The organism is Hyunsoonleella pacifica (assembly GCF_004310335.1).
Lineage (GTDB): Bacteria > Bacteroidota > Bacteroidia > Flavobacteriales > Flavobacteriaceae > Jejuia > Jejuia pacifica.
This window is the reverse complement of the sequence record NZ_SIRS01000001.1, coordinates 749,844-765,256: the sequence shown is the minus strand read 5'-3', so window position 1 is coordinate 765,256 and position 15,413 is coordinate 749,844. Positions and strand designations below refer to the sequence as shown.

Sequence of the window (15,413 nt, the reverse complement as noted above, 5' to 3'; positions counted from 1 at the left end):
AAATAATTAGGTGTAAATCAATTTTTGGGCGTTACCTTCGCTTATAACCTACAAGGTTTTTTTAATAAACCTTGCAGGAATTACTTCGGTCGGGCCTGCCGGCAGGCAGGCTTTCACTAGTCGCTCTCTGCGAGGAGCTCCAACATGCCGTTCAATCCCTAACGCAACCCATTAGCCATAGCTAATTTTAAACACTTAAACTTAGGCCTTCTTGCTTCAGTTTTTTAGCTTAAATTCTTAAATTCGCTCTATGTCTATTAACCTGCAAACACCCATAGATTATTTAAAAGGCGTAGGGCCTAATCGTGCCGATGTATTGCGGAAAGAACTAAACATACACACCTATCAAGATATATTAAATTTATTTCCAAACAGGTACATCGATAAAACCCGATTTTATAAAATCAACCAAATTCAAGAAAACAGTGCCGAAATTCAAGTTATTGGTAAAATAACAGGGTTTAAGGAAGTCGCTCAAAAAAGAGGGAAACGTTTGGTTGCTACATTTCAAGACGATACAGGAACCATGGAGCTGGTTTGGTTTCGTGGGCAAAAATGGATTAAGGAACGTTTGAAACCCAATATACCGTATGTCATTTTTGGAAAAACCAATAGGTTTGGTAGAACCTTTAGCATGCCGCACCCCGAAATAGAAACAATAGACGAGCACAAAAAAAGTTTAAGTTCTGGTATACAACCCATTTATCCATCTACCGAAAAGTTAAGCACCAAAGGTATTAGCAACCGTGTGGTAAGCACTATTGTACAACAGCTATTTTTAGAAACAAAAGGGCGTTTTGCCGAAACATTATCGCCAGCTATACTTTCAGAACTAAAATTGATTAGTAAAGCAGACGCCTTACTAAATATACATTTTCCAAAATCGCAAGAACTACTTGCCAAAGCACAGTTTCGCTTAAAGTTTGAAGAACTGTTTTATATTCAACTACAACTCATTTTAAAGAACCTAATCCACAAATCGAAAATTAAAGGCTTTCAGTTCAACAAAGTAGGCAACTATTTTAATGAATTTTTTAAAGACCATTTACCTTTTGAGCTAACAAATGCTCAAAAACGCGTATTAAAAGAAATTCGGTCAGACTTAGGAAGTAATGCCCAAATGAATCGGTTATTACAAGGCGATGTTGGTTCTGGTAAAACCATTGTAGGTTTTATGAGTATGCTTATGGCGTTAGATAATGGTTATCAAGCCTGTTTAATGGCACCAACTGAAATTCTTGCTACGCAACATTTTACCGGTTTAGAAGAATGGTGTAGATTGCTGAATATAAGTATAAAACTACTTACAGGTTCAACAAAAACTTCAATACGAAGAGAAATTCATACAAACCTAGAAAACGGCCAACTTCAAATTTTAGTTGGTACCCATGCACTTTTAGAGGACAAAGTAAAATTTGCAAATTTAGGACTAGCGATAATAGACGAACAACACCGTTTTGGTGTAAAACAAAGAAGTAAGTTGTGGCACAAGAATACATATCCACCGAATGTACTTGTTATGACTGCAACTCCAATTCCACGAACTTTAGCAATGTCTGTTTATGGCGATTTAGATATTTCTATTATTGATGAGCTACCTCCCGGACGAAAATCCATTAAAACCGTGCATCGTTATGATGCCAATCGTTTGAATGTATTTAAGTTTATGCGCGATGAAATCGCAAAAGGAAGACAAGTATACATTGTGTATCCGTTAATTCAAGAAAGCGAAGCCATGGATTATAAAGACTTAATGGATGGCTATGCCAGTATAGAAAGAGATTTCCCAAAACCAGAATACCAAATCTCTATAGTACATGGGCAAATGAAACCTGCGGATAAGGATTATGAAATGCAACGCTTTATTAAAGGCGAAACGCAAATTATGGTGGCCACCACAGTGATTGAAGTTGGTGTAAACGTACCCAACGCATCCGTAATGATCATAGAAAGTGCTGAACGTTTTGGTTTATCGCAATTACACCAATTACGCGGACGTGTAGGCCGTGGTGCAGAACAGAGTTACTGTATCTTAATGACCAGCCATAAATTGAGTAACGACAGTAAAACCCGTTTAGAAACCATGGTGCGTACCAATGATGGTTTTGAAATTGCCGAAGTAGATTTAAAACTACGTGGACCAGGAGATATTATGGGTACGCAACAAAGTGGGGTTTTAAACCTACGTATTGCAGATATAGTAAAGGATAAAGGGATTTTACAACAAGCTAGATATTTCGCTAAAAAAGTACTACACGCCGATCCTTCTTTAAAAAGCACTGAGAATGCTGTGATTTTGAATACCTATAGCCAATTGGCGAAGTATAAGAATATTTGGAATTATATTAGCTAGTACAGTTGCTACAACTATTTCAAGATTTATCTACTTGATTTTGTCAGAAAAAAACCCGTACTTCGTTTAACGTCAGATATAAGTCATTAAAACGACGCATATCTGGAAAAGTTAGCAAACATTCAAATGACAATAATAGAACTAAATATTCCTAATTACGATTTGACTTGTAATATGAACCCTATTGAACTTAAAAAGTTTATTTTCAAATTAGAAAACTCGATTAATAGTATTCTAGAAGCAAATGAAGATTTTGAGAAGACTCTCAAAGTAATTTTAGACAAACTTGCAAGTAATGGACATAAATTATTTAGTCTGGATTATGACAATGATACTAATCGAAAGCACGAAACTTGGGGAATGAATTACACTGATACTGGAGTAAACGGACTAGAAATTGATTTTTGGAAACCCGGAAGAACAAAAGTTATGTGGGTAATTTCAAATAATAAAAATTAGAATTTTGATTAAACGAGTATCAATTTTTATTACTTCTATTATACTCTTATTTGGTTGTATAAACAGTAGTAAATTAGAAAAATTTGATAAAGAAAAATGGCAATCAGCAACGCAAATCGAACGTGGAAATATGTCAACTGATTTAGTCGAAAGTAAAATATTGATTGGAAAAGATAAACGTCAAGTAATTAATCCTATAGGATATCCAAAAGATAGTACCGAAACTAATTTTCATTATTTAGTGGATTTTGGATATATGATGCCATTTCATTTAGATGTAAACTTTGATTCAACTGACTTAAAAGTAAAAGAAGTAACATTAGCTGATTAAAAATAAAAAAACGATTTGCTAACAACACCTATGCGATAATGCGGGGTTTAGGTTAAATCGAAAAGTCATTGTCTATTTAGTTTGTCGCCAAAGATTTAAATTTAGTATTTTACTAAAAAATAAAACATAAACTTTGGCTAAGTGATAGCTCGGAAACCAGTGATTTTCTGCTTCCGCACTACGCATAGCTAAACGTTAGCAAACATAGATGATGTCAAACCGAATATATTATAAAAACAACATCAACAAAGCAGGAGGTTCATGTAGCTCTGAATCTGTTCTCATTTCTTATCTAAATCCAATAATTGAAAAATTTAATCATCGATATAATAAGAGTATTGGTTTTTATGGTCAAGAAATTATTGAAGGGGAAAACCTGAAAACGGCTATCTCTATCTTGACAATTGAATTAACTGATTTAATTGACAATTATCACACTGACGCTGACCCAAATGGATTTGGTCGAAGTGCATTGAAAGTTAAAATTCTGAATAAAGAAAGAATATTGGATCACTTCTCGTGCAAAATCGATCAAATAATTTATGCTCTAAATGGATTCATCGAATTCTTGACAGAGACTTTAAATCAAGATGGTAAAGTCGAAATATATGGACTTAGTGACCTTGATGTTTTAGATTGCGAACTTATTTGGAAAATAAAGAATGTTCTTAAATCAAACGGAGTTTGTATAGTAGATGAATTAAAAAAATCTATCAGATACTTATTCCATGTTGACAACATAATTGAACGTGAACCTGATGTAATTAACAAAAGATTAAAGAGGTTAGTTAAACGAGACTATTTGGAGATACAAAATCAATTTATTACTCTGACTAATAAAGGAAATGTTGTTGACGTCTGGACTAATTTTTTAGTTAAAACAATCACCATTGATAAGGAAAAATTAAAGAAAAACGTTTGCTAACACGGTGTATAAAACATAGCTAATAAGTGCTAAACCGAAAGGTTTGTGTATATTTAGAAAGTCCGCCAAATTTTTAATTTGGCTTTTAAAAGAGAAAATTAAAAACAAAATATAAAAATTCGGCTCTGTGTTAACCCGAAAAACTAGTATCTTTTTGCACGCTACGTTTCATACACAAGTCCGTTAAACGAACTTATGACCCGTCCTGAATAAAGTCTAAAATTTTGTATTAGTCATAAGCCAGCAAACACACCCACGTTAGGGATTGAACGGCATGTTGGAGCTCCCGACCTTAGGAGGAGCGACTAGTGAAAGCCCGACCCCTTGTGGGTAACGCCTAAATAAATTTAGAAACACTTTAATTAAAAAGGATAATTATTTCTTTACCTGTATAAGATTGCCGCGTCCTTCGTCCTCGCAATAACACATAAAAAAAGCGACCATAAAGGTCGCTTTTCTATTTTCTATATGTTTAGGAAATTATGCTTTCCCGTCCATTTTATCTTTAAGAGCTTGTAAAGCATCGTTAGCATCACCTAAAGTTGGTTTTGCTTCTGCAGCTTGAGCTGCTTGCTTTTTAGCAGCTGCTTTTACATTTGCAGCTTCTTCAGCTTTGTGGATCGCAGCATGAGATGCTACTACACGTTTAAACTCTTTGTTAAATTCAATAATTTTGAATTCTGCTTCTTCACCTTTTTTAAGCTTAGAACCATCTTCTTTCTCTAAGTGACGTTGTGGCACAAAGGCAACGATATCTTCGTTAAATGCTATTGTAGCCCCTTTATCAACTATTTCAGAAATCTCAGCTTTATGTGTTGTGTTTAAAGCAAATTCAGTTTCGTACTTATCCCAAGGATTGTCTGTAGTTTGTTTGTGCCCTAAACTTAGTTTACGACCTTCTACATCTAATTCTAGAACAATTACATCTAACTTGTCTCCAACAGCACAGAACTCTGATGGATGCTTGATTTTCTTAGTCCAAGATAAATCTGAGATATAAATTAATCCGTCTATACCTTCTTCTAATTCAACAAATACACCAAAGTTTGTAAAGTTACGTACAACACCCGTATGCTTAGAGCCTAATGGGTATTTAGTTGTAATATCTGTCCATGGATCTGGCGTTAATTGCTTGATACCAAGAGACATTTTACGATCTTCTCTATCTAAAGTTAAAATTACTGCTTCAACCTCATCTCCAACTGTTACGAAATCTTGAGCCGAACGTAAGTGTGTAGACCAAGACATTTCAGATACGTGAATTAAACCTTCAACACCATCAGCAACTTCGATAAACGCACCGTAATCTGCAATGACTACTACTTTACCTTTTACTTTGTCACCAACTTTAACTTCTTCTCCAAGTGCTTCCCATGGGTGCTTGCTTAATTGCTTAAGACCTAATTGGATTCTTGATTTGTCTTCATCAAAATCAAGGATTACCACATTTAATTTCTGATCTAACTCTACAATCTCATTTGGATGGTTGATTCTAGACCAAGATAAATCTGTAATGTGAACTAATCCGTCAACACCTCCAAGATCAATAAATACACCGTAAGACGTGATGTTTTTAACCACACCTTCTAGTACTTGACCTTTTTCTAATTGACCAATGATTTCTTTCTTTTGTTCCTCAATATCAGCCTCAATAAGTGCTTTATGAGATACTACTACGTTTTTAAATTCGTGGTTGATTTTTACAACTTTGAATTCCATAGTTTTATTTACGTACTGATCGTAATCTCTAATAGGCTTAACGTCAATTTGAGAACCAGGTAAGAATGCTTCAATACCGAATACATCTACAATCATACCTCCTTTAGTTCTACACTTAACAAAACCATTAACGATTTCACCAGTTTCGTGAGCTTTATTTACTCTGTCCCATGCTTTAATTACACGAGCTTTTCTGTGAGATAATACTAATTGCCCTGTTGCGTCTTCACGAACATCAATTAATACTTCTACCTTGTCTCCTACTTTTAAATCTGGGTTGTAACGGAATTCGTTTAAAGAAATTACACCTTCAGACTTTGCGTTGATGTCAATAATCGCATCTCTATCTGTGATGTGGATTACTTTTCCTTCAACAACTTCATCATCTAAAGTGTCAACAAAATTCTCTGCTACTAATTTTTCAAATTCTTGAAGTTGTTTGTCGTCTACTTCATCAATACCTTCTTGGTAATTGTGCCAGTTAAACTCTTTTAAGAATTTTTCAGGATTTGCTTGAGCCTCAGATACTACTGGAGCTTCTACAGCAGTTGCTTCAGTTGCTTCAACTTCAGCTTGTTTTGCTTTTTCAGCCATTTAATAAAATCTGCGAATTGTAGCAAGGATTTCCACCTTCGTGAAAACGCTATTTCATCGCGTTTGTATTCTGCATGTTTCGAAAAGTTAACCGCTTAACACACAGAAGTGTTATAAAAATTGTTTTTCTCGTTCCTTTCTATCTTTTCGATGCTGCGCTAAAAAGGAGTGCAAAAATATACATTTTCAGACAATTAGCCTAATTCACGTTATGAAAAAAATAAATGTGACGTTTTGATAGTATGCGTGTCTTAATACCGGATGAATATCTTACGATATAATTCAAACATTAGAAGGAATTATTTATTATATTGTTCTTTCGAAAATAAATTATTAAAAACAACAAATCATGGTAAAAGCAAAATATCAAGCGGTTTTAGAATTAGGAGAATCGTTAAACATCCAAAATGGAGATGTAAAAGAAGAAAATGGGCAATTACAAGTATTTGGTACCGCAAATACGCCTTATGAAAAAGATTTAATTTGGGATAAAATAAAAGAGATTGGTGGCGAGAGTCCATCAGATATTATGGCTGACATAAAAGTAGCCGATTCTAGTGTTTATCATAGACACACAGTAAAAAGCGGCGAAACTCTTGGTAAAATAGCTATTCAGTATTACGGAAAAGCATCTAAATATCAAGATATTTTTAAAGCGAATACAGATATCTTAAAAAATCCAGATGTCATCCACCCAGATCAAGAACTAATTATTCCTAATTTATAAATAATTAATTTACAACTAAAAAAGGATGCTTATAAAAAGCATCCTTTTTTTATTCTATCCCTTCTATAGTAATTTTAGCGAGTTGTAATACTTTTTCAAATTGCTCTTCTAAAGTTAACTCAGAATTATCAATAGCAATAGCATCATCGGCTTTAACTAAAGGGGAATCTTTTCGAGTTGTGTCAATATGGTCGCGCTCCGTAACATTTTTTAAAACATCGTCATAAATTACGTCATCGCCGCGTTCTATAAGTTCTTTGTATCTTCTTTTTGCCCTTTTTTCAGCAGATGCTGTCATAAAAATTTTTAGGGCTGCATTAGGAAAGACTACGGTACCTATATCTCTCCCATCCATTACAACACCTTTGTCTTCTCCTAGTTTTTTTTGAATGGCTACTAATTTTTGCCGTACTTCTGGAACTGCCGCAACATTACTCACAAAACCAGATACTTCTAAAGTTCTGATTTTAGACTCTATATTTTCTCCATTTAAATATACCTCAGCATACCCCAAACTTTCATTAAATTGAAACGTTAAATGAATACTATCTAATTGGTAAATGAGCGCTTCAATATTAAAATCATCATCAGAAATCAATCCATTTTGAATGGCATAAAGCGTAACTGCACGGTACATTGCCCCAGAATCTACATATACATAACCCAATTCCTTAGCGATTTGCTTTGCTACCGTACTTTTCCCTGTTGAGGAATATCCATCTATGGCTATGGTAATTTTGTTCATTCTGCGTGTTTAAAGTGGCTAAAGTACTTAAAGTGCTTTAAAGTTAAAAGTACTATAACTTTAAATAGATATAACTCAAAATTTAAGGACATATACTACTGCAAGTCAATTTGTAAGCCGAAGAAATTGGAGTTGGCTGCACTGGTGTATTTGGCATGCGTATAACTAAATCGCATTTTATTGAGCTTTATTGAAAAACCTGCAGAAAGCCCTGAAAAATTTCGCTGGTCTACAATACGCAATTCTTCTGAACGACGAAAATTATAGCCTAATCTGATATTAAAACCGCCTTCTGGAAATAATTCTGCACCAAGAATGGTATGCCTAACTAATTGCCCAATAAACCCAACTTTTTCTTGAGTTTGATTTCCAGACAGATCGCTTGTAGCCCTTGCTGGATTTGGTCTTGCAATGGGCCAATCTTGAAGATTTTCAAAAGTAACATGCCATCGAATAGGTACATGCTCTAGCCGTTGAGAAAGACCAAAGCCTAACTCAAAAGGTAAAGGCTCATTTAAACCTGCATAGGTTGTAATTTGCGACCCTAAATTTCTAACTACCAAGGCTGCTTGGAAATCTAAGTCTTCATCTATGTACAATAAACCTAAATCTACAGCAGCACCAAAAGAATTATATTGCTCTAATTTTGAAGTTATCAATTTTAAGTTTGCTCCAAAATAAAAATCTGAATAACCTATTTGAAGTGCGTAACCAACGGATAGTGCAGTTTCTGCTCCTGTAAATGTTCCTGTGGATACATTATTTTCATCGTAGCCGTCAAATGAACCATAGTTTATATAGGTTATTCCCCCATGTATAGTTTGAGTACGCCTATCTATAGTATAAGCGTAAGATGCTGTACCATAACTAATACCTCCTAAATAACTGGTATAATTCAATGCTAATTGATTATCCATTTCTACATTAATAGTAGCCGGATTAAACAAAGCCTGAGTTACATCATAATCTACATTTGTAAATACTTTTCCTCCTAGAGCCGCTTGTCGCGGAGAGGATACTAAGTTTAAAAACTGATAAGTGCTCTCTCCTCCTACTTGAGAAAACGCAAGCGAAGTAGCTAATAAACAAAAGATAAAGATAATTTTCCTTAGCATATTTACGTCACAAAGTAAAGTAATCTATCTTAAAACGATTGTATGTATCATTTATTTTTTTAAGGAAAATATTTCTATTTCAAACGTAATTTTTGACCTATGATAATCGTATTGCTTTTTAAGTTATTTAGTTGCTTTAGTTCTTTAACCGTAGTATTGTTTTTCTTTGCTATACTATACAATGTATTGCCTTTTTCTACAATCCATATTGCAAGTGTATCTATCTGATCAAAATTGGCTATTCTTAGTTTTTGCCCAACACTTATCAATGTGGTTTCCAAATTATTAGCTTTTTTTAAATCAATTAAAGAAACGTCATATTTTTTTGATACACCAAATAGTGTTTCTCCAGCTTTTACAATATGAAATGTTGGTGTAGGTTTATCCTTGATTTTCACTAAAGCATCTTTAACTACAGGTTTTTTCACATTAGAATCGCTACTACCAATTACTTCTTTGTGTTTTACTGTTTTAGAATCTACTTGAACTGGTTTAATAGTATCAATGGTATTACCATTTACTTGTATAAACTCTCCAGTTTCTACATTCAACTTTGCTGGCTTTCCATTTAACAACACATCTTTGTATACAGGCTTACTTTGTGCATACATTAAAGCACTTGATATAAAAAATAGAATAAAAAAGATATGCCTAAAGCTTTTTAGCATGCTTTACATTTTGTTTAGTGATGGCGATGTCAATAACTTCACTCATATCTGTTACATAATGAAACGTCAACCCTTTAAGATATTCTGGTTTTATTTCCTCAATATCACGTCGGTTGTCTTCACAAAGCAAAATTTCCTTGATACGAGCGCGTTTTGCTGCAAGAATTTTTTCTTTAATCCCTCCTACTGGTAATACTTTACCACGAAGTGTAATTTCTCCTGTCATGGCCAAACTGCGTTTTACTTTCTTTTGAGTGAATAAAGATACTAAAGATGTTAACATAGTAACACCTGCACTTGGTCCATCTTTGGGTGTTGCACCTTCTGGAACGTGTATATGTACATTGTATTTACCAAATACCTCTGGGTTTATGCCGTAATTATCTGCATTGGATTTTATATATTCCATGGCTATTGTAGCCGACTCCTTCATTACTTTACCTAAATTACCTGTAATACTTAAGCTCCCTTTCCCCTTAGATAAAATAGATTCTATAAATAAAATATCGCCACCTACACTTGTCCAAGCCAAACCAGTAACGACTCCAGCTACATTGTTGTTTTCATATTTATCGCGCTCTAACTTTGGTCCTCCTAAAACTTCAATAACATCTTCATTAGTTACTTTTATATTATATTGCTCCTCCATTGCAATATTCTTTGCTGCAAAACGAACCATTTTAGCTATTTGTTTCTCTAAGCCTCTCACTCCAGATTCTCTGGTATAGCCTTCTACAATTTTTTCTAACTGGGGTTTTCCTATTTTTAAATGAGACGCATTTAAACCATGCTCTTTTAATTGCTTTGGTAATAAATGACGCTTAGCTATTTCTACCTTTTCTTCAATGGTATAACCTGTTACATTAATGATTTCCATACGATCTCTTAATGCTGGCTGAATGGTTGCTAAACTATTTGAAGTAGCTATAAACATAACTTTAGAGAGATCGTACCCCATTTCTAAGAAGTTGTCATAAAACTCATTATTTTGCTCAGGATCTAAAACCTCTAACATTGCTGAAGAAGGATCGCCTTGATGTGAGTTTGAAAGTTTATCTATCTCATCTAAAACAAAAACAGGATTGGACGTTCCTGCCTTTTTTAAACTTTGTATAATACGTCCTGGCATAGCTCCAATGTAAGTTTTTCGATGTCCTCTAATCTCCGCTTCATCTCTTAAACCTCCCAAAGAAATACGTACATACTCTCTGCCTAATGCTTCTGCAACAGATTTTCCTAATGATGTTTTTCCAACACCTGGAGGACCATACAAACAAAGGATAGGAGATTTCATATCGTTACGTAATTTTAGAACTGCCAAATACTCAACAATTCTTCGTTTTACGTCGTCTAAACCATAATGATCTCTATCTAATATTTTCTTAGCACGTTTTAAATCAAATAAATCTTCACTAAATTCATTCCAAGGCAAGTCTAAAAATAATTCTAAATAATTGCGTTGAATAGAGTATTCAGCAACTTGAGGATTCATGCGCTGTAGCTTACCTATTTCTTTTTCAAAATGTTTAGCAACTTTTTCATCCCATAGCTTGTCTTTTGCTTTGGCTTTCATCTCATCAATCTCTTCATCATGACTCACACCGCCTAATTCTTCTTGGATGGTTTTCATTTGTTGATGCAAGAAATACTCACGTTGCTGTTGGCTCATATCCATCTGTACTTTAGATTGAATATCATTCTTTAATGCCAACTTTTGAAACTCCACATTCATGTGCTTTAAAGTAGCCAATGCGCGACTCTTTAAATCATTATTCTCTAAAAGTTCTTGTTTTTCGGAAACCGAAAGATTCATGTTAGATGACACAAAATTTACCAAAAACGAATTACTTTCGATATTTTTAATAGCGAATGACGCTTCACTAGGAATATTTGGACTTTCTTTAATAATCTCTAAAGCCAAATCTTTAATAGAATCTATAATTGCACTAAACTCCTTGTTTTTTTGTGCAGGTTTTGCCTCTGGCAAATCTTTTATCGTTGCTGTAATATAAGGTTCCTCTGAAACTACTTCCTCTACCCTAAAACGTTTTTTACCTTGAATAATAACAGTAACATTACCATCTGGCATTTTTAAAACCCTTAGTATGCGGGCTACAGTTCCTGTATTATAAATATCCTTTCCCTTTGGATTCTCTACAGTTTCATCTTTTTGAGCTACAACTCCAATGACTTTACCGCCTTTATTAGCATCATTAATCAGTTTTATGGATTTGTCTCTACCTGCTGTAATTGGTATCACTACTCCCGGAAACAATACCGTATTTCGTAACGATAAAATAGGTAACGATGCTGGGAGTTCTTCATTATTTATAGCTTCTTCATCTTCAGGTGTCATTAATGGAATTAATTCTGAGTTTTCATCAAAATCTTGTAATGACAAACTGTCAAATGTTATAAAATTAGATTTCTTCATGTAATATATAGGTCATTCTGTCATTAAAACAGCTTTTACCTTTTTTTCAAATTCAAATTAAATATTTAAAAACACCTAGATATCAAACAATTACAAACATATCAAGATATTTATCATTGTTATAAGTTCAATTGTTATGCCACGGCTAATTACTATGAAATAAAAACAACATATACATCTAAATATAGTAGTCAACAAGATGTTTATCCAATAGGTGTTTCTATGAGGAGCAAAAAAATATTAGTTAAAAAGCAATTAATAACACTTTTTTACTTAAATCTTCCCCATCCGTTGCATGATAAATAGAATTATAATAGGAATTGCCAGTAATGCAACAAACAAGAGACTAGTTTGGAATAAATAAGGCGCCAAGATAAGTGTTAAAATATACCCTCCAACCGCACCTCCAAAGTGTGCATCGTGACCAATGTTACCTATACGTTTTTTCATGCCGTAAATAGAATAAAGCAGGTAGCCAATTCCAAACGCAAAACCAGGTATAAAGAAGTTTATTTTCATCATAGGATCAAATAAAATAGCAGAATATATAATCCCCATGACAGCACCACTAGCGCCTACCGCACTATAATCATATTCATCTTTATGAAAATAATAAGATAAAAAATTCCCAATTAATAGACTACCAATATAAACAGTGAGAAAACCTACAGTACCCAATCTAAATATCACTAATCCGGAGAAAAAATAAAGTGTTACCATATTAAAAAGTAAATGCTGCATATCCACATGCAAAAACCCAGAACTAAACATTCTTATCTGCTCTCCCCTTCTTAATCCGCCAACATTAAACTTATACTTTTCAAAAAAACTAAAGTCGTTAAATCCTTTATAAGAGATTAAGACATTAGCCGCTATAATAACTATTGTAACAATATCTATTTTACCCATAGAGTAGAAACGTTTAAAATCAAATTAATATATCTTTGCGCTTACAAATCTAAAACTTATAAATGCATTTTCTAGCGTATATTCTGCTTTATCCTTTTTTATATTTTATTTCTATACTCCCTTTTAGATTATTATACATGGTTTCAGACGGGTTGTATGTTCTGCTATACCGTGTTTTTGGCTACCGCAAAAAAGTAGTTAAGAGTAATTTGAATTTAGTTTTTCCCAATAAAACAGATGAGGAAATACAACGTATAACTAAGGTGTTTTACCATCATTTATGCGATATGATTGTTGAAGCTATCAAGTCTTTAACTATCTCTAAAGAAGACATGCAAAAACGTTTTAAATTTACCAATGTAGAATTGATACAGAATATTGAAGCTAAAGACAAAAGTATCATTTTAATGTGTGCACATTATGGAAGTTGGGAATGGATTTTTATACTCCAAACTTATGTAAAATCCAGAGGTAATGCTGTTTACAAACAATTAGCTAATAAATATTTTGATAAACTGGTTAAGCGTATTAGAGCAAAATATAATAGCTATCTAATTACTACCAAAGAAATTATTCCAACACTAATTAAAGAAAAAAGAGAAGGTATTATTTCTATTAACGGCTTTGTATCTGACCAATCACCTAAACTTGATAAAGCGTACCATTGGAATGAATTTATGGGTATAAAAGTACCCGTACATACTGGTGCTGAAATGCTTGCTAAAAAACTAGACATGGCTGTAGTATTTTTTGGAGTAAAAAAATTAAAACGTGGTTATTACGAAACTACATTTAAAACTATCACACTAACCCCAAAAGACTACGAAGATTACCAAATTACCGATATATTCCTAAAATTGGTGGAAGAACAAATACATGAAGCCCCAGAATACTATCTTTGGACACATAAGCGTTGGAAACATAAAGACAAAGCACCTAAATAGAAATTAGATGCTTTGAAAAAATAATGATGTTATATTGTTATAATTAAGATTTAGCTATGGCATCAATCTCGCCAATAAACTTATCTGCCAAGACATCTGCTTCTTCTTGAGTCTTGGCTTCTGTATAAATTCTAATAATAGGTTCTGTATTACTCTTACGTAAATGCACCCAACTTTCAGAAAAATCTATTTTTACCCCATCAATGGTAGTTAATTGTTCATTTTGATAACGGTCTTCCATTGTCTTTAAAATACCATCAACATCCAAATCTGGCGTTAATTGTATTTTCTTTTTACTCATAAAGTAATTCGGGTATGTTTTGCGCAACTCGCTTACTTTCATACCTTTTTCAGCTAATAAACTTAAAAACAAAGCGACTCCTACTAAAGCATCACGTCCATAGTGTAACTCAGGATAGATTATACCTCCGTTTCCTTCTCCACCAATAACTACTTTATTCTTCTTCATCAATTTTACAACATTTACCTCTCCTACAGCAGAGGCCTCATACATACCACCGTGCTTTTCGGTAACATCTCTCAATGCTCGTGTAGAACTCATATTACTAACTGTATTTCCTGGAGTTTTACTCAGTACATAATCTGCACAAGCTACTAGTGTATATTCTTCTCCAAACATGTCTCCGTTTTCATCCATAAACGCTAAACGGTCTACATCGGGATCAACTACAATTCCAAAATCTGCGTTATGTTTTTTAACGGCATCAGATAAATCCGTTAAATGTTCTTTTAGCGGCTCTGGGTTATGCGGAAAATGTCCATTAGGTTCACAATATAGTTTTACCACATCAACACCTAAACGTTCTAAAAGTAAAGGAATTACAACGCCTCCTGTAGAATTCACACCATCTACGACTACTTTAAATCGCTCCCTTTCAATGGCTTTTACATTTACTAAAGGTAAATCTAAAACTTCAATAATATGCAAATCAAAATAGGCATCGTTCTTAGTAATCTTTCCTAAACTATCAACATCCGCAAATTCTATATTACCCGCTTCTGCTAATTCTAAAATCTTAGCACCTTCTACTGCATCCAAAAACTCTCCTTTTTCATTTAAAAGTTTTAAAGCATTCCATTGTTTTGGATTATGACTAGCTGTTAAAATAATACCACCATCAGCATGTTCCATAGGTACAGCAACTTCAACTGTTGGAGTTGTAGACAAATCTAAATCCACCACATGAATACCTTGACCAACTAAAGTCTGCATTACTAAATTTTGTATCATGTTACCAGAAATTCTTGCATCTCTACCAACCACAACTTTATAATTCTCTTTGTTGCGATTTTGTTTTAACCAAGCACCATAAGCTGATGCAAATTTAACAGCATCAATAGGTGTAAGGTTTTCGCCTACTTTTCCACCTATAGTCCCTCGAATTCCTGAAATAGATTTTATTAGTGTCATTATGTTATTTTCAAATTAAGGAACAAATATACAGTTTCAAAATTGTATTTGTAAAACT

General features: G+C 33.6%; 13 protein-coding genes. 6 read left to right on the top strand and 7 right to left on the bottom strand.

The features are described from left to right. Positions 1 to 250 precede the first annotated feature (250 nt). The 4 genes from recG to EYD46_RS02945 all read left to right on the top strand — a co-directional run bounded on the left by recG (position 251) and on the right by EYD46_RS02945 (position 4,068). The gene (gene recG, locus EYD46_RS02960; protein ID WP_130935556.1) at positions 251 to 2,353 is read left to right on the top strand and encodes an ATP-dependent DNA helicase RecG; all 2,103 of its coding nucleotides are present in this window, start codon (positions 251 to 253) and stop codon (positions 2,351 to 2,353) included. Positions 2,354 to 2,479: 126 nt separating this feature from the next. Continuing rightward, a complete protein-coding gene (locus EYD46_RS02955) occupies positions 2,480 to 2,812 on the top strand; it encodes a hypothetical protein (RefSeq protein WP_130935555.1) in 333 nt (110 codons plus the stop codon). A 4-nt stretch (positions 2,813 to 2,816) separates the two neighbouring features. After that, the gene (locus tag EYD46_RS02950) at positions 2,817 to 3,143 is read left to right on the top strand and encodes a hypothetical protein (protein ID WP_130935554.1); all 327 of its coding nucleotides are present in this window, start codon (positions 2,817 to 2,819) and stop codon (positions 3,141 to 3,143) included. Between the two features lie 208 nt (positions 3,144 to 3,351). Further along, positions 3,352 to 4,068, top strand: coding sequence for a hypothetical protein (locus EYD46_RS02945; protein WP_130935553.1), 717 nt, complete (start codon positions 3,352 to 3,354; stop codon positions 4,066 to 4,068). Between the two features lie 480 nt (positions 4,069 to 4,548). Here EYD46_RS02945 and rpsA read toward each other — a convergent pair whose 3' ends face one another. After that, positions 4,549 to 6,381, bottom strand: a complete 1,833-nt coding sequence (gene rpsA / locus EYD46_RS02940; RefSeq protein WP_130935552.1) for a 30S ribosomal protein S1 — start codon at positions 6,379 to 6,381, stop codon at positions 4,549 to 4,551. A 349-nt stretch (positions 6,382 to 6,730) separates the two neighbouring features. On the opposite strand from rpsA, the gene EYD46_RS02935 reads away from it, so the two are divergent. Beyond that, the gene (locus tag EYD46_RS02935) at positions 6,731 to 7,108 is read left to right on the top strand and encodes a LysM peptidoglycan-binding domain-containing protein (RefSeq protein ID WP_174719880.1); all 378 of its coding nucleotides are present in this window, start codon (positions 6,731 to 6,733) and stop codon (positions 7,106 to 7,108) included. Positions 7,109 to 7,157: 49 nt separating this feature from the next. On the opposite strand, the gene cmk is transcribed toward EYD46_RS02935, so the two are convergent. From cmk to EYD46_RS02910, 5 genes are all read right to left on the bottom strand, one after another. After that, positions 7,158 to 7,853 (bottom strand): (d)CMP kinase, encoded by a 696-nt coding sequence (gene cmk, locus EYD46_RS02930; protein ID WP_130935550.1) that lies wholly within the window; start codon positions 7,851 to 7,853, stop codon positions 7,158 to 7,160. Positions 7,854 to 7,948: 95 nt separating this feature from the next. Further along, on the bottom strand, positions 7,949 to 8,968 hold the full coding sequence (porQ, locus tag EYD46_RS02925) for a type IX secretion system protein PorQ (RefSeq protein ID WP_130935549.1): 1,020 nt from the start codon (positions 8,966 to 8,968) through the stop codon (positions 7,949 to 7,951). 74 nt (positions 8,969 to 9,042) lie between these two features. Further along, a complete protein-coding gene (locus EYD46_RS02920; RefSeq protein WP_130935548.1) occupies positions 9,043 to 9,636 on the bottom strand; it encodes a LysM peptidoglycan-binding domain-containing protein in 594 nt (197 codons plus the stop codon). After that, positions 9,620 to 12,070, bottom strand: coding sequence for an endopeptidase La (gene lon / locus EYD46_RS02915; protein ID WP_130935547.1), 2,451 nt, complete (start codon positions 12,068 to 12,070; stop codon positions 9,620 to 9,622). Before lon ends, EYD46_RS02920 begins: the two co-directional genes overlap by 17 nt. Before the next feature lie 273 nt (positions 12,071 to 12,343). Continuing rightward, the gene (locus EYD46_RS02910) at positions 12,344 to 12,979 is read right to left on the bottom strand and encodes a rhomboid family intramembrane serine protease (RefSeq protein WP_130935546.1); all 636 of its coding nucleotides are present in this window, start codon (positions 12,977 to 12,979) and stop codon (positions 12,344 to 12,346) included. A 62-nt stretch (positions 12,980 to 13,041) separates the two neighbouring features. Here EYD46_RS02910 and EYD46_RS02905 point away from each other — a divergent pair, with 62 nt between their 5' ends. Then, positions 13,042 to 13,923, top strand: a complete 882-nt coding sequence (locus tag EYD46_RS02905; protein WP_130935545.1) for a lysophospholipid acyltransferase family protein — start codon at positions 13,042 to 13,044, stop codon at positions 13,921 to 13,923. 43 nt (positions 13,924 to 13,966) lie between these two features. Here the strand turns inward: EYD46_RS02905 and glmM are convergent, their stop codons facing one another. Beyond that, positions 13,967 to 15,355, bottom strand: a complete 1,389-nt coding sequence (gene glmM, locus EYD46_RS02900) for a phosphoglucosamine mutase (RefSeq protein WP_130935544.1) — start codon at positions 15,353 to 15,355, stop codon at positions 13,967 to 13,969. Positions 15,356 to 15,413 lie beyond the last annotated feature (58 nt).